This is a genomic window from Clostridium sp. Ade.TY, from assembly GCF_000498355.1.
Taxonomy (GTDB): domain Bacteria; phylum Bacillota; class Clostridia; order Clostridiales; family Clostridiaceae; genus Clostridium.
This window is the reverse complement of sequence record NZ_AVSV01000007.1, coordinates 60337-82917: the sequence shown is the minus strand read 5'-3', so window position 1 is coordinate 82917 and position 22581 is coordinate 60337. Positions and strand designations below refer to the sequence as shown.

The 22581-nt window shown below is 24.7% G+C and carries 24 protein-coding genes; 5 read left to right on the top strand and 19 right to left on the bottom strand.

What is annotated here, in order from left to right:
* Positions 1-11: 11 nt before the first annotated feature.
* The 4 genes from hypF to O212_RS0103440 form a co-directional block, all read right to left on the bottom strand.
* Positions 12-2276, bottom strand: a complete 2265-nt coding sequence (hypF, locus tag O212_RS0103455; RefSeq protein WP_024613766.1) for a carbamoyltransferase HypF — start codon at positions 2274-2276, stop codon at positions 12-14.
* A gap of 119 nt (positions 2277-2395) precedes the next feature.
* The gene (locus O212_RS0103450; RefSeq protein ID WP_024613765.1) at positions 2396-2722 is read right to left on the bottom strand and encodes a hypothetical protein; all 327 of its coding nucleotides are present in this window, start codon (positions 2720-2722) and stop codon (positions 2396-2398) included.
* A 103-nt stretch (positions 2723-2825) separates the two neighbouring features.
* The gene (locus O212_RS0103445; protein WP_024613764.1) at positions 2826-3254 is read right to left on the bottom strand and encodes a hypothetical protein; all 429 of its coding nucleotides are present in this window, start codon (positions 3252-3254) and stop codon (positions 2826-2828) included.
* An 87-nt stretch (positions 3255-3341) separates the two neighbouring features.
* Positions 3342-4274 carry a nucleoside hydrolase gene (locus O212_RS0103440; RefSeq protein ID WP_024613763.1) on the bottom strand — a complete coding sequence of 311 codons (933 nt, stop codon included), beginning with the start codon at positions 4272-4274 and terminating at the stop codon, positions 3342-3344.
* A gap of 140 nt (positions 4275-4414) precedes the next feature.
* On the opposite strand from O212_RS0103440, the gene O212_RS17080 reads away from it, so the two are divergent.
* The 3 genes from O212_RS17080 to O212_RS17070 are packed head-to-tail and all read left to right on the top strand — an operon-like array spanning position 4415 to position 5171.
* Positions 4415-4516: a MerR family DNA-binding transcriptional regulator gene (locus O212_RS17080; RefSeq protein WP_347452288.1), complete on the top strand. Its 102-nt coding sequence runs from the start codon at positions 4415-4417 to the stop codon at positions 4514-4516.
* Positions 4479-4895: a MerR family transcriptional regulator gene (locus tag O212_RS17075; RefSeq protein ID WP_347452287.1), complete on the top strand. Its 417-nt coding sequence runs from the start codon at positions 4479-4481 to the stop codon at positions 4893-4895. Before O212_RS17080 ends, O212_RS17075 begins: the two co-directional genes overlap by 38 nt.
* A 36-nt stretch (positions 4896-4931) precedes the next feature.
* A complete protein-coding gene (locus tag O212_RS17070; protein WP_347452290.1) occupies positions 4932-5171 on the top strand; it encodes a TipAS antibiotic-recognition domain-containing protein in 240 nt (79 codons plus the stop codon).
* Between the two features lie 58 nt (positions 5172-5229).
* Here O212_RS17070 and aroQ read toward each other — a convergent pair whose 3' ends face one another.
* The 8 genes from aroQ to O212_RS15885 all read right to left on the bottom strand — a co-directional run bounded on the left by aroQ (position 5230) and on the right by O212_RS15885 (position 13918).
* Positions 5230-5670: a type II 3-dehydroquinate dehydratase gene (aroQ, locus tag O212_RS0103430; RefSeq protein ID WP_024613762.1), complete on the bottom strand. Its 441-nt coding sequence runs from the start codon at positions 5668-5670 to the stop codon at positions 5230-5232.
* A 25-nt stretch (positions 5671-5695) separates the two neighbouring features.
* Positions 5696-6853 carry an AI-2E family transporter gene (locus tag O212_RS0103425; protein ID WP_024613761.1) on the bottom strand — a complete coding sequence of 386 codons (1158 nt, stop codon included), beginning with the start codon at positions 6851-6853 and terminating at the stop codon, positions 5696-5698.
* 142 nt (positions 6854-6995) lie between these two features.
* Entirely contained in the window at positions 6996-7964 is a 969-nt protein-coding gene (locus O212_RS0103420; protein ID WP_024613760.1) for a polyprenyl synthetase family protein, read from the bottom strand.
* A gap of 153 nt (positions 7965-8117) precedes the next feature.
* Entirely contained in the window at positions 8118-10040 is a 1923-nt protein-coding gene (locus tag O212_RS0103415; protein ID WP_024613759.1) for an FAD-dependent oxidoreductase, read from the bottom strand.
* Positions 10041-10269: 229 nt separating this feature from the next.
* A complete protein-coding gene (locus O212_RS0103410) occupies positions 10270-11232 on the bottom strand; it encodes a 1,4-dihydroxy-2-naphthoate polyprenyltransferase (protein WP_024613758.1) in 963 nt (320 codons plus the stop codon).
* 24 nt (positions 11233-11256) lie between these two features.
* Positions 11257-12117: a LysR family transcriptional regulator gene (locus tag O212_RS0103405; protein ID WP_024613757.1), complete on the bottom strand. Its 861-nt coding sequence runs from the start codon at positions 12115-12117 to the stop codon at positions 11257-11259.
* A 14-nt stretch (positions 12118-12131) separates the two neighbouring features.
* Positions 12132-13169, bottom strand: coding sequence for an FAD:protein FMN transferase (locus O212_RS0103400; protein WP_024613756.1), 1038 nt, complete (start codon positions 13167-13169; stop codon positions 12132-12134).
* Positions 13170-13441: 272 nt separating this feature from the next.
* Entirely contained in the window at positions 13442-13918 is a 477-nt protein-coding gene (locus O212_RS15885; protein WP_024613755.1) for an FMN-binding protein, read from the bottom strand.
* Between the two features lie 198 nt (positions 13919-14116).
* Between O212_RS15885 and O212_RS0103390 the strand changes: the two genes are divergently transcribed.
* Positions 14117-14512, top strand: a complete 396-nt coding sequence (locus O212_RS0103390) for a NusG domain II-containing protein (protein WP_029699151.1) — start codon at positions 14117-14119, stop codon at positions 14510-14512.
* Between the two features lie 29 nt (positions 14513-14541).
* Positions 14542-15033 carry a Gx transporter family protein gene (locus O212_RS0103385; RefSeq protein ID WP_242829551.1) on the top strand — a complete coding sequence of 164 codons (492 nt, stop codon included), beginning with the start codon at positions 14542-14544 and terminating at the stop codon, positions 15031-15033.
* A gap of 61 nt (positions 15034-15094) precedes the next feature.
* On the opposite strand, the gene O212_RS0103380 is transcribed toward O212_RS0103385, so the two are convergent.
* From O212_RS0103380 to O212_RS0103350, 7 genes are all read right to left on the bottom strand, one after another.
* Positions 15095-15925 (bottom strand): ABC transporter substrate-binding protein, encoded by an 831-nt coding sequence (locus tag O212_RS0103380; protein ID WP_051372985.1) that lies wholly within the window; start codon positions 15923-15925, stop codon positions 15095-15097.
* A 16-nt stretch (positions 15926-15941) separates the two neighbouring features.
* Complete coding sequence (locus tag O212_RS0103375; RefSeq protein WP_024613751.1) at positions 15942-16871, bottom strand: prenyltransferase; 930 nt, start codon at positions 16869-16871, stop codon at positions 15942-15944.
* Positions 16871-17710, bottom strand: a complete 840-nt coding sequence (locus tag O212_RS0103370; RefSeq protein WP_035279048.1) for a carbohydrate ABC transporter permease — start codon at positions 17708-17710, stop codon at positions 16871-16873. The genes O212_RS0103375 and O212_RS0103370 overlap by 1 nt, the downstream gene beginning before the upstream one ends.
* Entirely contained in the window at positions 17697-18569 is an 873-nt protein-coding gene (locus O212_RS0103365; RefSeq protein ID WP_029699150.1) for a sugar ABC transporter permease, read from the bottom strand. Before O212_RS0103365 ends, O212_RS0103370 begins: the two co-directional genes overlap by 14 nt.
* Complete coding sequence (locus O212_RS0103360) at positions 18559-19830, bottom strand: ABC transporter substrate-binding protein (RefSeq protein WP_024613748.1); 1272 nt, start codon at positions 19828-19830, stop codon at positions 18559-18561. The genes O212_RS0103365 and O212_RS0103360 overlap by 11 nt, the downstream gene beginning before the upstream one ends.
* A gap of 1 nt (position 19831) precedes the next feature.
* The gene (locus O212_RS0103355) at positions 19832-20914 is read right to left on the bottom strand and encodes an ABC transporter ATP-binding protein (RefSeq protein WP_029699149.1); all 1083 of its coding nucleotides are present in this window, start codon (positions 20912-20914) and stop codon (positions 19832-19834) included.
* Positions 20915-21222: 308 nt separating this feature from the next.
* Entirely contained in the window at positions 21223-22581 is a 1359-nt protein-coding gene (locus O212_RS0103350; protein WP_024613746.1) for a DUF4179 domain-containing protein, read from the bottom strand.

Sequence of the window (22581 nt, the reverse complement as noted above, 5' to 3'; positions counted from 1 at the left end):
CCCCCAAAACTTTATTTATTACTTCCTATTAATATTTGTCCAAAAGATATACAACTATCATTGCAAGGTATTTTCTTATGAGTAAAAACTTGAAAATTATTTTTTTTTAATTCCAAAACTATACCTTTAAGTAAAATTTCATTTTGAAAAACTCCACCACTTAAACAAACTTTATTTATTTTATATATATTTCTTAACTTTAATAAAACCTTTTTTGTTAAGCCTATTATAGTATTATGAAATTTCATTGCTATTTTATATTTCAAAACATTATTTTCTAAATCATTTAATATTTCTAATATTATTTTCTTTATATCTATTTCAAATAAATTTTCATTTTCTATAATATCAAAATTATATAATTCTTTAATGTTTACAGATTTATTAGCTAATTCTTCTAAATATATAGCTGCTTCACCTTCATAAGATATGCGTCCATTAAATCCAAGTAATACTGCTACCCCATCAAAAATTCTACCAATGCTTGATGTTAAATTACAGTTTAGTCTTCTTTTAAGAAGTTTTATTAAAAATTCTTTATCTTCATATGTTTCATTAATATATTTACTTAAGAAATAATCTAATTTTTCATCATTTAATTTAAAAATTTCATATAAAATACTTGTAGTAATTCTCCAAGGATTTTTTATAGCATTATCATTGCCAATTAATTTAAAATATTTTATATGAGCTACTCTTTTAAATTTTTTTATATTTCCTATAAAAAATTCTCCACCCCAAATATTTCCGTCCTCACCATATCCAGTTCCATCAAATGCTACTCCAATTACATCATCATCTATTTTGTTTTCACCAATACAAGCTGCTATATGAGCGTGATGATGATATATTCCCTTAAAACTTTCTCCATAACCTTCTTTTAATTTAGCACTTATATAACTTGGATTATTATCATACAAAACCTTTTTTACCTTTATATCATAAATATCTTTAAAGAAATCTATTGATTTTTTAATTCTTATATTTGCTTTATTACTATTTAAATCTCCTATATAAGGACTTAAAAAAATATATCCATCTTTATTTATTGATATAGTATTTTTAAGATCACTACCTAAGGCTAAATACTCATTAGTTAATTTTTTATTTATGCTCATTGGATAATATCCTCTTCCACCTCTTATAACCCTTTCCTCATCCAAAACTACATTTACTACTGAATCATCTATAGGCATATTTATATCTCTATCATGAAGCAAAAAATAATCTACAACTGTACTTAACTTATTAATAGCTTCCTCATTTTTGTAAATTATAGGTTCTCCACTAATATTTCCACTTGTAAATATTAATACTTCTAACCCATCCCTAAATAATAAATGATGAATTGGACTATATGGAATTACAACTCCAAGCTTACTTATATTAAATGATATATTTTCAGGTAATTCATTATTTACTTTTTTAAGCAAAACTATAGGCTTTTTTTCACCTAATAATATTTCTTTTTCTATATTATTAACTTTACAATATTTTAAAACAACATCAATATCTTTCATCATTAATGCTAAAGGCTTTTTAAATCTTCTTTTATTTTTTCTTAGTTTATCTATTGCACTATAATCTTTTCCATTACATAAAATATTAAATCCACCAATACCTTTTACAGCAATAATTTTACCAAGTTTTAAAAGTCTTATAGTTTCACTAATATTATCATAAACATTAATTTCAATACCTTTTTTATTTAATAATTTAAAAGTTGGACCACATTCTTTACAACAAGTTGGCTCAGCATGAAATCTTCTATTTAAAGGATTGTTGTATTCTTCATTACAATTATTACACATATAAAATTTTTTCATTGAAGTTAAATTCCTATCATATGGAAGTTTTTTAATTATTGTATATCTCGGTCCACAATTTACACAATTTACAAATCCATAATTTCCTCTTCTACTATCATATTTATCATCAATTTCTTTTAAGCATTCACTACAAGTTGCAATATCAGGTGATATAAATGTTATGCCCTTATTATTATTACTTTTTATAATTTTAAAATTATTATATAAAACTAAATCCTTATCATATATTTCTATACTTTCAATAACACTTAACTTTGGAGGTTTAATTTTTAATATATTAATAAATTTATAAATATTTTTCTCTTCTCCTTCAATATCTATAAATACACCATTTAACGTATTATTTACTGTTCCATTAAGTTTTAAATTTACAGCTTCTTTATATACAAATGGCCTAAATCCAACACCTTGAACAACTCCTTTTACAATAATAAATTTTCTAATCAATACTTCACCTCCTTATTTATAATTACTTTTTTATTTTTATCTTTATTACAACTTTACATAAAAAAATAGCCTTAAAAACATCTTATGTTTTCAAAGCTATTTTTCTCCTTGTAAATTTTTTAATTTAACTGGAGTATTTCTAATCCTTTTTTAAAATGTGTGTATGAGGATTCACAATCTACTATTTTACTTATTTCCAATTCTTTTTCTTGCCATCCTCTTAAAGCATCAAATATAACCATTGTTTTTTTATAAAGTTCATATGGTTTATGTATACAATTATTTAATTCATTTTTACCAATATGTAAGATAACATGAATATCTTTTATTACATTTATGTTTAACCCCATTAGATATTCAATAAGCTTGTCCTTTTCTCCTTCATTATAGTACTTATTAAGTTCATTTGATGCTTTTTGTAGTTCTACATAATTATCTTTTAACATATAATCACCCCATGAGATTTAAATAACCTCTTTATTATATCATTATAATTTCAAAAAGAAATAAAAAAAGAACTAAACTTTTCAGTTTAATTCTTTGAAAATTTTAACAACTAATTAAATCTTCTACATTTTTTGAACTAGTATTAATTTTAAATATTATATCATTATCTATTCTAAGCTTGCATTCATCATCATTTACCTTTATCTTATTAAGACTTAAACTTCCACCTGGAGATAATTCTTTATATCTTGTTGATGAAATATCTATATTAAACTTCTTATCTTTTGCTCCTGTAATTTTAATAATAGTTCCATCTGTTGATTTACTCTTAACCTTTATGTGTATAATATTATTACCTTTGCTAGAACAACCTGTTAATCCATCTACAGGAACTTTACTAATTGATGCTTTTCCATGCATAGTAAACCAACCGCCACTTAATTCTATTTTAGTCATTAATTCTAAATCATAATTTTCATCTAACTTTTTTAATATATTTCCTAATTCATTTATACTTAAATCATATTTCATATTTTAAAACCCTCTTTTCCTAAGTAATCATTACTCTCAATTAACAGTATATATTCTTTGAAAGCTTTTATCAATATATAATATAGTTTATTTATCAACTAACTTTGATAATAAATATTTTTTTATTTCATTTCCATCAACATTTAAAATTATATTTTCTGTTGACTTATTAAAATCTTTTATATCATCTAAAATTATTTGACCTTCTTTTGGTCCTTTATTAGTTATTACTTCAACATTAGTATCTATAGACTTTTTTACTAACTTAGGATGAATAAATATTGCTATTACTATAGGATCTGCAAATCCAATTCCCTTTTCACCTTTTTCTTTGCTTACACTATAAACTTCTTTAGATATATCAAGAACAAATTTTATAGTATCTGAATCTAATTTTTTTAAAGCCTCAACATCATTATATGTTATAATTGCATCTCCTACTGCCACATCCCACCCTAAAATTATTTCTGGAACATCCACTTCTAGAACTAATTTCAATGCCTCCGGATCTGCGTAAGCATTAAATTCAGCAAATTCAGTAACATTTCCTTTACCTTCTATTCCTGTTCCAACCATTAATGTTATAGATTTTAATTTTCTAATAGTTTTTGGTTCAAGTAAATAAGCATATGCAATATTTGTAAGTGGCCCAAGAGTTATTAGTTCTACCTCATAAGGATTTTCTTCTATAATTCTAAGTAAAGCTTGTATTGCATTCTCTTTTTCTGACTTTAATTTTTTAGGATGTAAATTAGTGTTTCCTAAACCATCCTTTCCATGAATTTCAGTTGCCTCTACTTTTTCTTTTATTAATGGCTTTCTAAGCCCCTTATAAACTGGTGGACTATATGTTCTTGCTTGTTCTATAGCAATTAATGCATTTTCTGTTGCTCTATCTACATCCACATTTCCTGCTACAGTTGTAATAGCCATTACTTTTATACTTGGCTCTCTTAGTGCTGCTATTATAGCAACCGCATCATCTGATGCAGTGTCTGTATCAATAATAACTTTTCTCATAATATCACCTAAAAATTACTTTCATATTCATTATATTATATATACATTTTTTTGTTTCAATTAATTACCTATAAAACATTTGACATTAACCTTACGTAAAGGTGTATATTTATTTTATCATTAGAAAGGAGTTTTTTATTTTGGAATATACTATACAAAGTTTAAGCAAAATATCTAATATAACTACTAGAACATTAAGATATTATGATGAAATCAACCTTCTTAAACCAAAAAAAAATTAATTCTTCAGGATATAGAATATATGGTGAAAAAGAAATTGATAAGCTCCAACAAATTTTATTTTATAAAGAACTTGGACTTGACTTAAATAACATAAATAAAATTTTAAAAGATCCATCATTCGATAAATTATCAGCTCTTTTATCTCACAAAGAAAAACTTTTAGAACATAAGGAAAGATTAGATTTATTAATTAAAAATATAGATAAAACTATTTTAAATATTAAGGGGGAATACACAATGAGTAATAAAGAAAAATTTGAAGGTTTTAAAGAAAAATTTATAAACGAAAATGAAAAAAATTATGGCTTAGAAATCCGTAATAAATATGGTAATGATACTATAAATAAATCTAATTCATTATTTAAAAATATGTCATAAGAAAAATATAATGATTTTGTAAGTTTAGAAAATAAAATTATAGATGAATTAATTAAAAACTATAAGACTTCATCTCCAGATAGTAAAGAAGGTCAAAATATAGCTAAACTTCATAAAGAATGGCTATGTTATACTTGGACAAAATATACTAAAGAGGCTCATAAAGGACTTGCTTCAATGTACCTTTGTGATGAAAGATTCAAAATGTATTACGATAAACATGGAGATGGAATAGCTGAATTTTTAAAGAACTGTATATATATATTCACTAATTAAATTTTTGTTATAAAAATAGGCTTAATAATAAAATTTTATTATTAAGCCTATACTATTATTATTTTTTTATATAATTTTCTAAAGCATCCATAGCAAGTATATATCCATACTCACCAAATCCTGATATCTGTCCAATACATGCTGGTGCAGTTTTTGATTCTTTTCTAAACTCTTCCCTTGAATGTATATTAGAAAGATGTACTTCAACAGTTGGAATTTCAGATATTCCTTTTATAGCATCATGTATTGCATAACTATAATGAGTATATGCCCCTGGGTTTATTATTACTCCATCATATTTTTCAAAATATGCTTCTTGAATAAAATCAATTATTTCTCCCTCTGAATTAGTTTGATGTAATACTAATTCATGATTTCTCTTTATACCCTCTTGCTCTATAAATTCACATATATCTTTAAAAGTTTTCTTTCCATATATGTTTTTTTCTCTTACACCTATCATATTTAAATTAGGTCCATTAATTATCATAACTTTCATATATAAAAACCTCCATGACTAAATATTACATATAATCTTTAGTTTCAGTTTTTAATCCTTTTTTCTCAAGCCTTCCTTCAACAATTTCTTTAATTATTGAATATAAAACTGCAAATAAAGGAACTCCTATTACCATTCCTACAAATCCTAAGAACTTTCCTGCTACTAATATTGAAAATAAAATCCAAAAAGCAGATATTCCAATAGAATCCCCAAGTATTTTAGGTCCAATAATATTACCATCAAGTTGTTGAATTATAAATATTATAAGTATAAGCCATAATGCTTTTGTTGGTGAAACAAATAATACTATTATAACTGATGGTATAGCACCTATAAAAGGTCCAAAGAAAGGAATTATATTAGTTATTCCTATTATTACTGATAATAAAAGTGTATATGGCATTTTTACTATAGTTAATATTACAAATGTTAAAATAGCTATTATAAGTGAATCTAAAATCTTTCCACTTAAAAACTTTCCAAATGTTTCATTACTTCTATGTGTTAATTCAATAGTTTTTTCTGCCGCTCTTTTATTGAATATTGCATAGGTTACTTTTTTAGCTAAAGCAAAAAACTTTTCTTTTTCTATTAATAAATAAATAGATACTATAATACCTAATACTATATTCCATATACTTGATAAAATAGTAGTAACTCCTGCACCAAGCATTGGTAGTAAATTAGTCGATGCCTTTATTGCATAATCTAATATATTATTAAACTTTTCATTTATTATAGTTAAATAATGCTCCTGTAAATCAAGATTTGCAATAGTTTCATTTATAAACTTACTAGTACTATTTATATAGCTTGGTATATCATTTACTAACCCAACTATACTATCAATAAGTTGAGGAAGTACAAATTGAATAAATAATCCGATTACTATAAATGCAGTAACATATGTAAATAATAATCCAAGTCCTCTTTTTGATTTTAGCTTTTTAAAAATGCCCTTTTTAAGAATTTTATTTTCATAAAATCTTAAAACAAAATCTAAAAGATAAGCCATGGCAAATCCCCATATAAATGGTTTAAGTATATTAACAGCTCCACTTACTTTATCCATTAAATGTCCAAGTTGTGATACTGCTAAATAAAATATTATTATTGTACATATTGATATAACTGCATAAACTGATATAGTTGTATATTTTCTATTCCAATCTATTTTCATTATATTACCTCTTTTTCCCTTTAGTATCAGTTTTTATTATAACATAATTTTAATTAAGTAATTCTGAAATAATTCTTATAATTTTTCTTAATAAATTCATAAAAAAATCTATATTAAGTAAAAACTTAATATAGATTTTTATTTAATAACTTCTTTCAAGTAATTTTTTAGTTATTTCTTTTAATATATGTTTATATTCATTCTCTGGTAATTTTTCTATATTTTTAAAGGCTTTGTTTGAATATTTTTCAGCAAGAGATATAGATTCTTTTATACCACTATTTTCTTTTACTAAACTTATTATATTTTTAATATCCTCATCAGAATAAAATTCTTTATCCAATAAGTTATCGAATGCTTCCTTATTATTTCTAATTGCAAATAGTATTGGTAAAGTATAAATTCCATCCTTTAAATCATTACCTGATTTTTTTCCTATCTCTTCATCTGTCCCTATGTAATCTAATATATCATCAATTATTTGAAATGCCATTCCTATATCGTGTCCTATTTCCCAAAATAATCTACAAATTTTTTTATCACATGAACTTTCAGCTGCTCCTATATAAAAACTAAGAGAAAAAAGTTCTGCTGTCTTTCCAGATATCCTTTTTAAATAATCCTTAATTGAAACATTTTTATTAAACCTTGAATTTAATTGCTCAACTTCACCTAAACATATTCTAGACATTACCTTTGTATCAACATCAATACCCCTATCTATTGATGATGTCGTTCCAAGTATTCTAAAACATAAACAAAATAAATAATCTCCTATATATACAGCGTAATTTTTCCCATATTTAGATTGAATTGTTTCTCTTCCCCTTCTAAGAGGTGCATCATCTATAACATCATCATGAACTAATGTTGCCATGTGGAACATTTCTATGACAGAAGCAAGCGCTCTTACTCTTTCCTCATTATACTTACCAAATTTTGAAGCAATAATTAAAAAAGCAGGTCTTAACATCTTACCACCTGAATTTAATAATTCTAATATACTTTTCTCTATAACTTTGTCCTTACATTTTGCATTTGTTCTTATCTGATTTTTAACTTGTTCTATTTCTTTACTTATAATAGGATAATCAGTCCAAAAATTCCCCATTTTCTTCCCTCGTTTCTTATATAAATACTTTATTAATATAAAGTCTGATAATATAACTTAATAAAAATAATATTATCACACATTATATTAATATTATTTATATCAAAGTAGAGAATATAATATTCTCTACTTTAATAATTATTTAAATATCAACTATTTTCCATGTATTTCGTATATAGGTTCTCTTTTTCCCATCCAAAAATTACTAGTAATCTTACTAATCCAAGGCATTACATAGTAATCTAATCCAAATGTTCTTCCAGCACCACACATTAATGCAATACTACCAAAAGTAAACCATAATATATCCCATCCAGCCATTGCTGAAAATATAAAATTAACAGTCATAAAAGCTGAAGCTGCTGATGCTAAGAATGTAAATAGACCAGCTATTAAACATAATCCTATAGCAATTTCAGTTAATACAACTATTCTTTGGAACCAAACTGCAATTTCAGGATTCGGCATAAATATTTCCATTATAGATTCATAGAACTTTGGCATACTTTCAAATATAGGTGTTGGCATACTTGATACAGCTGCATCAGTTGCAGTTGATGATGCTCCTGTTACACTATCTTGAAGCCAAGAAAATGGCATTTTTACGTTTCCCATCTTCATCCAACTATCCCAACCAATTGTCATATTATCAAATAATGATTGAATATAAGTGCCTATACTACCACCAACTGCATCTGATGCACTTGATGCTGATTCAAATGCTTTTTTCCAAGTTTCTTCACCAATTAATTTTTTAAGACCTTCAATAAGCCATAAAGATCCTATATATATTCTAAGTGGAACAAGCCATAATCTATTTCCTTTTGAGGATAAATGCCCTCTCATTATACATCGTCTTTCCTTCATAGCAAAAAATTCATGTTGAAGATAATTGTATACTGCATGTACATTATTAACACCAAATAAATAAACCATATTTATAAGATGTTTCATTACCATAGCAAAAAATCCTGATAGTTTAATTCCCATAAGATTTGCTACTGCATATCTTCCTCCTATGGATACCATAAATCCATGATAACTTGACTTAAATTCAACTTTTTCTTTATTCTCTATTGATGCTATTATATTTTTAGCAGCTGTAATTGCTGTTTGCTCTGCTGCTTCAACAATTTGAGGATTTGACTTTCCATCATTCTCCTCAACATACGCAACATCTCCTACAACATATATATTTTCTTTTCCTTCAGCTTGCATATATTTATTTGCTAAATATCTACCTGATCTTGCTTTCTTTACATTAACATCTTCTAAATCTTGATTTGCTTGGACACCACAAGTCCATATTAATGTTTCTGTTGGAATTACTTTTCCATCCTTTAATTTAATAGTATTTTTAGTTACTTCAACTATCGGAGAATCTTTAAGGACAGAAACTCCATGCTTAACCATATATTTTTCTGCCTTATCTGCTTGTTTTCTATCAAGCATATTTAATATTGTTGACATAGCCTCAACAACTAATATCTTTATTTCATCCTCAGATACTCTATATTCTCTAGCTAAAGTAGTTTTCCATTCCAATAATTCTCCGGCCATCTCTATTCCAGTAAATCCTGAACCTGCTACAACAAATGTAAGCATTCTCTTTCTCTTTTCAGCATTTCTTTCAAAAGAAGCTTCCTTAACTCTATTTTTAATATGTTTCTTTATTCTAAGTGCATCTTCTAAAGACCATAAAGTAAATCCATTTTCTTTTACTCCTGGAACTCCAAAAAATGATGGTTCACTACCTATCCCAACCATTAGGTAGTCATATTCATATTCACTTTGATTTGTAGTAACTACATTTTTATTAGTATCAACATTCTTAATAAAATCTACAACAACTTTTACCTTTGTTCTATGAAATATTCTTGAAAGCTCTACTTTAACAGATTCTTCTGGAACTCTTCCACCAGCAACCTCATGTAATTCTGTCATTAACGTATGATAAGGATTTTTATCAATTAGTGTAATTTCAACATCCTTGTTTTTCTTATACTTTTTTGCTAATTTTTTAGCTGCATGAACCCCAGCATAACCTGCACCTAAGATAACAATTTTAGTTGACATATTATTCCCTCTCTTCTTTATTTTATTTTAAATATATTAATTTAAGTTATTTAGCATGTTTATTCTATAAGTTAAACTTATACATGTCTACAATTGTTTATTAATTAACAAACAATCTTAGTAAACTTAAAAGTTTTCTAAAAAATCCTTATACTCCTTATAAATAGAGGACTAAGCAGACTTGAAATTTAGTAAACACCATAATTTTTTTTGATATATCATAATATATTTAAATATCCAATATTTTTAAAAAGATTAAGTTCCCAATTAATTCTATTATATAAATACTATTTATTATAATAAAATTTTTCACAGCTAATACAAACGTTTCAGACTTTACTTGTTTCTCTTCAAACTTTTTTATATTCTTATTTATAAACGGTATAGTTAAAAAAACAATTACTGACGTTATAGGTAAAACTTTTAAAATTATTGATATAAAAATTGCAAAGTATCCAAAATAATATAATATTTTATATAATTTTATAGCAAAATCTTTTCCTATATAGTATGGCAACGTAAACCTTGATACTTTTTTATCATCTTCTAAGTCACATATATTATTTGATAACATTATATTTGCAATTCCTGTTATTAAAGGAATACTAACTAAAAATATATTGCTAGCTTCTACTAAATTAATTTTAGCTATAAATTCACCATTTATTACATACATACCAAAATATCCAAGATCAACTATATTTATATATATAGTTAAAAAAGTAATTATGAATCCCATAAAAATTCCTGAAAATACTTCTCCAAGTGGCATTCTTGATATTGGAATTGGTCCAAATGTATAGAATATACCTATAAAAAAGCATATTCCACCTAAAAACAATACTAATAAGTTTGTTCTAACTGCTAATATTATTCCAAATAAAATTGCTATAAATAATAAAATGTATATTACTGTAAGCCCAGTTCTTTTAGATATATTGTTTACAAACATAGGGTTTCTACCAATATACTTTCCATTACTATGCTTTATTTCATTTTTATAATCACAATAATTATTTATTGCAGTTGTTGCCATATCAAAACATATCATAGATATGAACATAATTATTAAATTAACAACATTTACTTTTCCATACTTATAAATACTATAAATACTTCCAAATAAAAATGGAATTAAACTAGCTATCTTAGTCTGGATTTCAACAAAATTTAAATATCCCTTTAAAGTCATATTTCCTCCTATCTAGCTTTATTTTCAGTTATTATAGTTTAAAACTTTCTCTAATTCTTTAATAAATAAATTTATTTTTTTCTTTATTCTACTTTCAATATCTTTTCTATAAGTTATAAATAAATCATAGGACTTCTCATAACTTTTAAATCCTAAATCTATAAACTCCCCTGATTCAATTTCAGATCTTACAGCTATTTTAGGAACTACAGCAACTGTATTGTTATTATTTAAGTATTCTTTTATAGTACTTAAACAATTACTTTTTAAATTAATATTAATATTATCAAAATCTTCTATACTATTTAAAATATTACTTCTACCATCATCTAATATAGCAACAGCTTGATTACATAAGTGCTCTTCTTTTATATTTTCCTTGCTTATTAATATAAATTTATCACTTCCGATATAATTTGATGATAAATCAACATCATATATCATATTACATCCAACAACTAAATCTGATTTATTATGAATTAATAATGATTGCTGATTACTTTCCCAGTTATTGTTAACATTAACATTAAAGTTTTTAAATATCCTCCATATATCTTTCGCCATTTTAGATACTAAAAAATTTGCTGATATATTTGCATTAGTTATATAAAAATCATATTTAACTGAATTTTTTACATTGACATCTTGTAACATATTGTTATGATAATTTAATATTTTTTTTGCATAACCATATACTATTTTCCCTTGCTCTGTTAATTCAACTCCTCTATTACTTCTTTCTAATAACTTTGCCCCAAGTTCTTTTTCTAACTTTAAAAGTTGATGACTTAATGCAGGTTGAGATATATGTGAATTATTTGCAACTTTCGATATACTCTTTAACTCTGCAACTTCATAAAAATATTTCAAGCTATCTATTTGCATACTCTTTCCCCTTTCTAATTAACTAATTTATAATTATCATTTATTATTTTAAAATCTTCCCTTATCCCATCTGTAATGTAAACATTTTTATTATTCATTATAAAAATTGCGTCTACTCCATCAAGTTTGTTAATAAACTCAAGTCCTTTTTCCAAGCCTTTGGTAAAAACTAAAGTAGATAATGCATCACCATCTATTGATTTATCAGATATTATAGAAACACCGGCAATATTTGTTTCATATGGATATCCTGTTTTTGGATTTAATATATGGTGATATTTTTTTCCATTATCCTCTATGTATCTTTCATAAATTCCACTTGTAACAACTGATTTATTAGCTACAGCAACTGTACCAATTATATTTCCTCTATCTGTAAATGGATCTTGCACACCAATTTTCCATTTCTTATCTACCTCTTTATATCCTAAAGCATATATGTTTCCTCCAAGATCTATAATTGCTGAATTAACACCTTCATCTTTAAGAATTTTTGCTATTTCATCAGCTGTATATCCTTTTGCAATACTACCTAAATCTAACATCATTCCTTTTTTCTTCAGAAAAACTTCCTTTGTATTTTCATCTATATAAACATTTGAATAATTTATATTATTAATAGATTCTTTAATTTCACTTTTATTCGGTACTTTTGCTTCAGGTAATCCTATACTCCAAAGCTTAACTAAAGGACCAATTGTAATGTCATAATCTCCTTCTGAAAGCTTTGAATATTCCAATCCTTTTTTAACTATATTAAAACTATCTTCACTTAAGTTTACAGGTCTTACTCCTGAATTTTTATTTAAATTATCTATTTCTGTATTAGGCTTATTTATACTTACCAAATTTTCTAATTCAATTACCCTATCAAATACCTTGTCCAATACTTTTTCATTTTTATAATCATACAACGTAACCTTTATAGATGTTCCCATAAAAAGTTCCGTTCTACTTATAGGCTCAATTTTTTTCTTATCCTTACACCCATACAAGCCTATACTAAATACTATAATCATTAAAAATGTTATAAATTTAGTCTTATTCCCCATCAAATCCTTCTCCTTTATTATTAATTTTTCTTATGTTGTATTAACACTTTGTTTACACTTCGTTTATATTTTACTTTTTTTGTTTAACTTTTACAACATAATTTGTATTTTTTAAATTTTATTTTAAAATCATTTGACATTTTTACAAAATTATTTTTAAATAATTTTATATTTTATCAAAAATTTATTTTTAATAGACAATTATTGTATTTTAAGCAATAAAAAAGCCAATGATTTAAAATCATTGGCTATAAAAAAATATGTTATTACTATTATTTAACTTCAACTAATTCTTTATCAGTTTTTCCTTCTTTTGCATTATTTAAAGCTTCTCCAAATAAAGTTTTAGCTTTAGCTGATGAACTTGTAGCTCCTGTTACTGCATCAAAATCTGCTGATTGAGCTGAAACAACACCTTCTTCAATTTTAACTTCATATTCTGAAGGGCTAGTACCAGCTTTTTCCTTCATCATCTTATTGTATTCTTTATCTTCTCTCTTATCACCTTTATTAGTGAATTCATTATATTTAGCTTCTGCTATTTTTCCATCTTTTATTGTAACTGAAGCTCTAGCTTTTCCACCATTGTCATCAGCATTTTTTGTTTCAACTTCATATGTTCCATCTTTCATAGTTGATTCTTGCTTGCTACCCTCTGCTGGAGCTTCTGTTTGCTTTTCTCCTCCACAAGCAACTAATGATAATGCTAATGCTGCTACGCATAATCCTACTAATAATTTTCTTTTCATTATTATTCCTCCTAAAAATTTATAAATAAAGTTTTAAATTTAACTGTTTTCATCAAGGATTATACACTGAAATACAAAAGTAATATTAACGTATATTTTTATGTAATATTAAAATTTTCTATTACCAATTTTTCTTATTATAAATTAAACTTTAATTACAGATTTATTAATAAACTTTAATTTATCAGGAGAAAACTAATGAAAATATTTAAAAAATTAGATATTGTTATTATAGTTTTTCTTTTAATAATATCCTTTACGCCTTATCTTATATCAGCTAAGGCTTTAAGCAAACAGTATTCATCTGTTTATGCAAATATAAAGGTATCTGGAAAGCTATATAAAACTATTAACTTATCATCTATTAAAGATGAACAAAGTATTGTTTTAAATACAGATAAAGGAAATAATACTATACTTATAAATAATTCAGGTATTAAAATGATCCATGCAGATTGTAAAGATGAGCTTTGTATAAAACAAGGCACTATAAAGAAAGTAACGGAAAGTTTAGTTTGTTTACCACATGAATTAATAATTGAAATTAAAGGAGAAGAAAGTACTAATGATGATGACATTATACTTTCACATTAATAAATATGAAATTAAACAAAACTAGTAAAATGATTTATATATCTTCTTTAGTATCTATGGCTTTAATTCTTTTTACAATAGAAAATATGATACCTGTACCATTTATAACCCCTGGTGCAAAACTAGGACTTGCCAATTTAGTTATAATGATGGCAATATATACACTAGATAACTATAAAGAAGCCTTTTTAGTTTTAATTTTAAGAATAATTCTTTCAAGCTTGTTAGTTGGAAATCTATCTACACTAATTTATAGTTCTGTTGGCGGAATATTAAGCTTTTTTACAGCAATTTTAGTTAAAGAACTTTTTAAAGACAAAGTATCAATAATTGGAGTAAGTGCTTCAGCTGCTGTTTTTCATAATATTGGTCAACTTATTGTAGCATCTTTAATATTAAATAATTTGGGTATTTTTCTTTATTTACCAATACTCTCTATAGCAGGTATTGGAACAGGAATATTCGTTGGAATTTCTTCTAATTACTTATTAACTCATTTAAGAAAATTACCTTATTTTTAAATTCATTTCTAACTATACTTTTATATAAAAAAACAGATATAATACTATATCTGTTTTTTTCTTAAAATATTTTTGCTATAAGCTTTTCTCCGTCATATTTACTTTTTATCTCATTATTTTTGTACATCCAATCATTACAAAAATTAAAATCTTCTAAACTAAAGTTATCTCCATATTCAAACTCAAAATCTTTTAAGGTTTCAGCCTCACTAATATTATATTTTCCATACTTTAATCCTATTTCTATCTTTTCCTCTGGAGTACTTGTATTAAATATTTTTTTAGCTTCTTCTAATGCCTTATGAAAATTTTTAACTGTTTCTTTATTATTTGTATAATACTTTTCATCAAAACACCACATAACAAGATTTCTTCTACTTTCTCTAAGACTCCATATCTTTTTAAAACCTTCTTTTGTCATATCAGTTATGAAAGGTTCTATAGCAACTAACCCATCTATTTCTCCTTTTTTTAAGGCATCCATACGCTCATAAGTATTATTAATCCATGTTATATTGGGATCCTTTATAATATCTTTTAAATCTTCTTCTAAGAATAATCTAAACATCCCCTTTCTATTAACACCAAAATTTAATCCACTTTTATTTGGATTAAATTTTTTTGATACAACTAAACTTATTGTTCTAGTTAAATTTGATGTTATAATACACCTTTTGCCTTGCTCCATCATATAAAAGAAAAATGTTAAATCTCCCATCATAGCATCAGATTCACCTTCTAAAAATGGACTTTTCCCACCAAAATTAAAGTCATATGGTGCTTTTAAATTAATATCTATATTATATTTTTTAAATATTCCAAATTCCTTTGCTATTATAGAAGGAATAGATAATGGATTTTTACCAATTAGTACTAAATTCATTATATTCATAAACTTTCTCATCCCTTTACTTAATCATTATAAAAATTAAAAATTCAATTGATACTAAAATATGAAAAGAATATATTAAAAGAAGAGGTCTAGGTCCCCATTCCTTTCCCATTTCCTTATAAACTTCCTGTATTTTATAATAACCTTTATAAAATTTTACATATCCATAATAGTAAAATGTGAATAACCCAGTAATAAAAATTATTATATTTATACTTCCAATAACATATAAAATTATCCAAACAATTACCATTACTATTCCTTCTGGAATAAGTATTTTAATAGAGTTTCTAAATCCTATTACATGTGGAAGTGTTAATCTTCTACCTTTATCTTTTATAAAGTCCGAAGTATTATTAGTAGACATTAAAAATATAGTCATTATCATTGAAACTAAAGAAAATAGAAAGATTTCTAACTTAAAACTTCCTAGTTGAATATAAGATGATACTAATGAGCTTATTAACCCAACAAAAATACCAGAAATAACCTCACCAATGGGATAAAGTATATAAGGCTTTGGACCTAATGAATAACATATGGCTGCAATTAAACTTAATATACCTATAATAAGTATCTTTATATCTTTAGTTATTAATACAATTAAAATTCCAGATATACCACCTAATATTATCATAAATAAAAATGCTATAATCGCATCTTTAAGTTTTGCATCACCTCTTACTAATCCTTCACTCCCCTTATGACCTGTAAATGTCTCTTCATTTTCCTCTTGTTTTATATAAGCTCTTATCTCATTAGCAATATTTGCAACAATATTAAAACTAAATCCTGAAACAAACATAAGTAATAATAATATAAATTTTATATCTCCAACTAAATAAGCCCCAAAAAGTCCTCCACTTAACACAGGAAGACCTGTTGCAAAGCCTGTCCTAACCTCCATAACTGTATATGCTCTTTTAAAAAAATTTTTCCTATCCATTATTTTATACTCCCCGCAGTTATTCCCCTATATATATACTTTTGTAAAAATAAGAAAAATAAAATCATTGGAATTATGCTTATTATTACTGCAGCACATATAACATTCCATTCTATATTATCTGGTCCTATAAATTTAAATATTGTTGTTGAAACAGTATTTAATTTTTCTCCTGGCATATATAAAAAAGGAATATAAAAATCATTATATATCGATATAACTTTAAGCATTGCAACTGTTGCTGTTGCTGGTTTAAGTAAAGGAAATATTACCTTTCTATATAATGTAAAATATCCTCCTCCTTCAAGCATTACAGCTTTATCTATATCCTTCGGTATTTTCTCAAGCATTTGTAAATAAATATATACCATTAAAACATCAGCTCCTAAATATAAAAATATTGGTGCTAATCTAGTATTATATATTCCTATTGAATCTACTATTTTAAATGTGGCAACTTGTGATATTTCCATAGGTACTATAGATACTAAAAGATACATAAATAAAATTATTTTTTTATATTTAAATTCAAATCTATTAATAATAAAAGCAACCATAGATCCTATTAATATACTTCCACTCACTCCAAACAAAATTAATACAAATGTATTAAAAAATCCTGTAAGCATTTTCCCATTAATAAAAGCTTTAATATAATTATCAAAATAAAAAAAATTGCTTGGAATATCAGTTCCACTAGTTGAATTAAATTCATTTAAAGTTTTAAAAGCTCCAAAAAATACTGTTATAAGAGGTATTAATATTATTAAACACCAACTAATTAAAGTTATATATTTAATTGTTTTTAATATTATATTTTTAATATTAATATTCATCATTTTTACAAATCCTTTTCTGTATAAGTGTCATAACAATAATTACAATACTAATTATTACTGCCATACTTGATGCAAGTCCTATTTTTTTATTTTCAAATGCAGTCTTCATAGTCATAAGCAAAAATGTCGTTGTTCCATTTGACCCATTAGTCATTATCATAGGTATTTCAAATGCTGATATAGATCCAATTATAAGCAAAGTAAAATTAATTTTTAATACCGTATCTATATTAGGCAATATAATATATCTAACTTTTTGAAATACACTTGCACCTTCAATTTCACCTAACTTAAAATATTCTTTTGGTATAGTTTGTATAGCACCAAAATACATAATAAAACTAAAACCTGTAAATTTCCATAAAGATATACTCGCTAAAGTATAATTAACAATCTTTGGATCACCAAGCCAAAAGTTTATATAATTTTCTAGACCTAAAAATGTTAATATTTGATCAAATGTTCCATCAGGTGCAAAAAACATTCTAAAAATCATAGAAATTGCAACACCACTAATTAATAATGGAAATATAAAAACTCCTTTAAAAAAATTTTTATATTTTACTTTAAAAGATAAAATTATTGCAAGTGTTAAGCCAATTATAATTTGTAATACTCCAGAAATAAAATAATAAAAGCTATTCGTAAAAACTTCTATATAATTAGGATCTGTAAGTATTTTTATAAAATTATCAAACCCTATAAAATTTTTACTTTGAGATAATCCATTCCATGATGTAAAACTATAATTAAATATAGATACAATAGGTAAAACTCCAAATAATATTAATAATAATATAGGAAAAAAAAGAAAGATAAATATAATCTTTCTTTCTTTTTTTAAAAGCTTACTTTTCATTATTCTTTACTGCTTTTGCCCACTTATTTTCTAATTCTTTTATATATTCATCATAACTTTTATTATCATTTGGATATAAACCTATATTTATAGTATTTTGAAGTACATCATTAAGTCTTCCAACTCCAACTTCATTAGCTATATTACTGTATAACTTATCTGTTTCTGGTGTCTCTGTTGGAACTGTAAGTATTATATTATTTTCTTCAAACATTTTTTTCTGTTCGTCAGTTAAAGTACTTTTATCTGGACTCATTCCATTTAAGTCTTTTGCATATCCACTCTCATTTGATACAAAAAACTCTAAAAATGCTTTTGCAGTTTCTTTATTTTCACTATTTTTATTTACTCCAACAACAGCTGGTGCTCCAAATGGTATACTAGTTTGTCCATTAATTTTAACTGGAAATGGTGCTATATTTATAATAGATCCATTTTTAACAAGATTTTGAATCTTCGGTATTTCTTGTGAACCCTTCATAAGCATTGCAACTTCTCCATCCGCAAGCATTTGAAGTGATTTTCCATAATCCCCTGTTATAGGATCCTTTTCTATTAATCCTTTTGATGATAAATTATAAAAAAGATCCATTATTTCTCTTATAGGTTGTCCTTCTTTAAATGCTGTTCCCTTTTCAAGTATAACTGATCTATACTGTTCTCCACCATAAGAAGTTAATGCTCCTCCCCATGTTCCTAAAGTACTATTATAATTTGTATAAAAAGGAATAGCGTCAGTATTCTTTTTTACCTTTTCACATACTTCTATCATTTCCTCTAAAGAAGTCGGCATTTTTTCTACACCAGCTTTCTTTAAAACATTTTCGTTATAAAGTATTCCTAAAGAATTTAAAGTTGCTGGTAATCCATAAGCTACCCCATTATAATCAGCCTCTGTAACATCTATATATTTTTCTTCTAAATCTTTAACCTTTCCTAAAGGTTCAAAATAATTTTCATACTCTTCTGGCGTTGCATTCATACTAAATGGTACAAATAATACATCTCCATAATTTTTTGTATTCATTCTTGTTGTTATATAGTTTGAATAATCACTTGAAGATTCAAATACCACATCTTCAACTTCTGGATACTTTTCTTTAAACTTTCTTTCTATATCCTCAAATAATTTGTCAGCATCTGTTCTATCAGTTACAACTGTTATAGTTCCTCCAATTTTTCCTGATTCTTTTTTATCTGTTCCACACCCAGTAAGCAAAATTGGTAGTAATATCAACATGCTAAGTAATTTTTTTTTCATCTTATTCTCCCCTTATATTTCTTTCGTTATTTTTATTAAAAATATTAGCTTCTTCTAAATCAAAACTAACATAAACTTCATCATTTAAATTAATATTCTCAAAACTTGTAACTTTGCTTGTAATTATTTTTCCTAAACAACTTAAATAAATAATTATCTCACTACCTAAATATTCTATTTTTTTAACTTTTGCTTTTATATCTCCATAATTTAAATTTAAATTTATATTTTCAGATCTAACTCCTAAAATATAATCTCCATTCATTAGATACTTTAATGAATTATTATTGTTTAAAATTAATGTCTCTTCAATAATTAATTGATTTCCTTTAACTTTAATATTAAATAAATTTATTTCTGGTTTTCCTATAAAAGTTGCTACGAATATATTATTAGGATGTTTATAAATTTCTTTTGGAGTTCCAATCTGTTGTATAATCCCATCATTTAAAACAACAATTTTATCTGCCATAGTTAAAGCTTCTACTTGATCATGTGTTACATATATAGTTGTTGCATTTATTTTTTTATGTAATGTTGTTATTTCATTTGATGTTTGATTTCTAAGTTTAGCATCTAAATTAGATAAAGGTTCATCCATTAAAAACAATTTAGGTTCTCTAACAATAGCACGTGCTAATGCTATCCTTTGCCTTTGCCCTCCTGATAAATCTTTAGGTTTAGAATTTAAACATTCTTCAATATTTAATATATTAGCTGCCCACATTACTTTATCGTGAATTTCTTTTTTATCAATTTTTCTTATTTTCATTCCAAATGCAATATTTTCATATGCATTTAAATGTGGCAATAAAGCATAATTTTGAAAAACCATAGATATATCTCTATCCTTTGGTTCAATATCATTTATAATCTTTCCATCAATTTCTATAGTTCCACTTGTAGCTTCCTCAAAACCGCAAATTATTTCTAAAAGAGTTGATTTTCCACTACCACTTGGTCCAATAAATACAATAAATTCCCCTTTATTAATTTCTAGATTAATATTTTTTAAAGTATTACTACTTTTACCTTTATACTTTTTAAATAGTTCTTTAAACACTACATAACTAATTTTTATCATCTCCAAATTAATCTATCTTAAAGCATTTTAAATTATACAAATATATGAATTTATTTAGAAATACTTTTATTCTATACAATATAAAAATCTTCAATAACCAGTTAAACAATTTTTTTATTATAATTTCCATTCAAATAAAATTTTAATACTTTAAATAAATATATTTTTAATATTAGGAGATTTTTTTTACAAGTTATAAAAATATGTGTGTTTAAAAAATTTAAAATATATTATAAAATTTTTCTTATAATATAAAATTTTATAAAAAAATAAAACAAGCTATATATTAAAGCTTGTTTTATTTTTTATTAATTTAAATTTACAGTAAATCTATTATCTTCTAATATTTCATAATTATTATTATCATATACATTAATTTTAAAGTCTCTCTTATTCCCAACTTTAAATATTCTTATATTACTTGAACCATCTCTATATTTTTTTAATAACTCTTCTATCGCCTTATTATTTTTACTCTCTAAACTTTTAATCTCTAAATCATCATTTTCTAAACTAATATCAAAATTTGGTAAAATCATTGATTTTAATCCTTTATAAAACATGTCGTAATTTATAATTAAATATTCTCCGTCAATTATAGGCTTCTTTATACCTAATGAAAGATTATCTTTTGTGTTTATATTCATATTTTTATTCAAATCCAAATTAACACTTTTAATCTTTGTTTCTTTTATATTATTTTCATAATTAAAGTATATCGGAATAAATGTTATTTTTTCCATATTTTCATTTGATATAAAACTATTCTTAAATGTATAATCTGATTTAAATCCACTTCTTTCGATTGAAGTTCCATTATCTTTTAAAACTTTATTATTATTATCAATTGCAATATACTGTATTGCTCCACTATCTATAGTGCCCATATCTTTTATTTTCCCTGTTACTAATGTTGTAAGTGGTGATACTACTGAATTTTTAACACTAACATCATAATTAGAAATTTTAAATTCTTTATCTATATCCTTTTTATAAGTATTTTTAATTATTCTACTTTTATCTAACTTAAAATTAATATCGAAATTAACTTTTTTGCCTAAAAGTTCATCTATCTTTATATTAACATTCATTTTTTTAGATAATTTTTCATCTGATATATCTATAATTTTTACAACCTTTAGAGTATTATTATCAATAAACTCAAAATCTCCTGAAGCTCCTATATTGCATGACTTTCCGTTTATATTTAAATATGTTGGAATAAGCATAGCATCAGTAAATGAACCAAAATCATTTTTATTAAATTTTTTATTATTATTTTTTACAACAAAACTTAATAGCATAATATTATCATCTACAGTAGCTTCTTCAAAAGTTATTTCTATTCCATCTTTTTCTTTAGTAGTTCCTATTACACTTAAATATTCTGCATAATTTTCATTATTATCTATATATTTTTGTATTATCTCTCCAATTATCGGAATATTGTAAGCAAAAGCTGGCTTAACTGTTATAAGTGATCCAATACTAATTGCTCCTATTAAAGCTGCTGATGCTATATACTTTTTATAATTTCTCCTTTTCTTTTTTATATTTTTATTTATATTCTTTTTTATTCTCTCTTTTTCTAATTCATCAGTTTCTATTTCTTCAAATTCACTTTCATCTATTTCTATCTCATTTAATAACTCATAAATATCCTTCAT

Excerpts from the sequence above, each read along its gene's own strand:
- O212_RS0103370 (WP_035279048.1), bottom strand. The coding sequence starts at position 17,710 with ATGATGAATATTAATATTAAAAATATAATATTAAAAACAATTAAATAT.
- O212_RS0103350 (WP_024613746.1), bottom strand. The coding sequence starts at position 22,581 with ATGAAGGATATTTATGAGTTATTAAATGAGATAGAAATAGATGAAAGT.
- O212_RS0103445 (WP_024613764.1), bottom strand. The coding sequence starts at position 3,254 with ATGAAATATGATTTAAGTATAAATGAATTAGGAAATATATTAAAAAAG.
- O212_RS0103410 (WP_024613758.1), bottom strand. The coding sequence starts at position 11,232 with ATGACTTTAAAGGGATATTTAAATTTTGTTGAAATCCAGACTAAGATA.
- O212_RS0103405 (WP_024613757.1), bottom strand. The coding sequence starts at position 12,117 with ATGCAAATAGATAGCTTGAAATATTTTTATGAAGTTGCAGAGTTAAAG.
- O212_RS0103380 (WP_051372985.1), bottom strand. The coding sequence starts at position 15,925 with ATGAATATAATGAATTTAGTACTAATTGGTAAAAATCCATTATCTATT.
- aroQ (WP_024613762.1), bottom strand. The coding sequence starts at position 5,670 with ATGAAAGTTATGATAATTAATGGACCTAATTTAAATATGATAGGTGTA.
- O212_RS0103385 (WP_242829551.1), top strand. The coding sequence starts at position 14,542 with ATGATTTATATATCTTCTTTAGTATCTATGGCTTTAATTCTTTTTACA.
- O212_RS0103365 (WP_029699150.1), bottom strand. The coding sequence starts at position 18,569 with ATGAAAAGTAAGCTTTTAAAAAAAGAAAGAAAGATTATATTTATCTTT.
- O212_RS0103420 (WP_024613760.1), bottom strand. The coding sequence starts at position 7,964 with ATGGGGAATTTTTGGACTGATTATCCTATTATAAGTAAAGAAATAGAA.
- O212_RS0103425 (WP_024613761.1), bottom strand. The coding sequence starts at position 6,853 with ATGAAAATAGATTGGAATAGAAAATATACAACTATATCAGTTTATGCA.
- O212_RS0103360 (WP_024613748.1), bottom strand. The coding sequence starts at position 19,830 with ATGAAAAAAAAATTACTTAGCATGTTGATATTACTACCAATTTTGCTT.
- O212_RS0103390 (WP_029699151.1), top strand. The coding sequence starts at position 14,117 with ATGAAAATATTTAAAAAATTAGATATTGTTATTATAGTTTTTCTTTTA.
- O212_RS0103415 (WP_024613759.1), bottom strand. The coding sequence starts at position 10,040 with ATGTCAACTAAAATTGTTATCTTAGGTGCAGGTTATGCTGGGGTTCAT.
- O212_RS15885 (WP_024613755.1), bottom strand. The coding sequence starts at position 13,918 with ATGAAAAGAAAATTATTAGTAGGATTATGCGTAGCAGCATTAGCATTA.
- O212_RS0103355 (WP_029699149.1), bottom strand. The coding sequence starts at position 20,914 with ATGATAAAAATTAGTTATGTAGTGTTTAAAGAACTATTTAAAAAGTAT.
- O212_RS0103400 (WP_024613756.1), bottom strand. The coding sequence starts at position 13,169 with ATGGGGAATAAGACTAAATTTATAACATTTTTAATGATTATAGTATTT.
- O212_RS17075 (WP_347452287.1), top strand. The coding sequence starts at position 4,479 with ATGATGAAATCAACCTTCTTAAACCAAAAAAAAATTAATTCTTCAGGA.
- O212_RS0103450 (WP_024613765.1), bottom strand. The coding sequence starts at position 2,722 with ATGTTAAAAGATAATTATGTAGAACTACAAAAAGCATCAAATGAACTT.
- O212_RS0103375 (WP_024613751.1), bottom strand. The coding sequence starts at position 16,871 with ATGGATAGGAAAAATTTTTTTAAAAGAGCATATACAGTTATGGAGGTT.
- O212_RS0103440 (WP_024613763.1), bottom strand. The coding sequence starts at position 4,274 with ATGAGAAAAGTTATTATTGATACAGACACTGCATCAGATGATGCGGTT.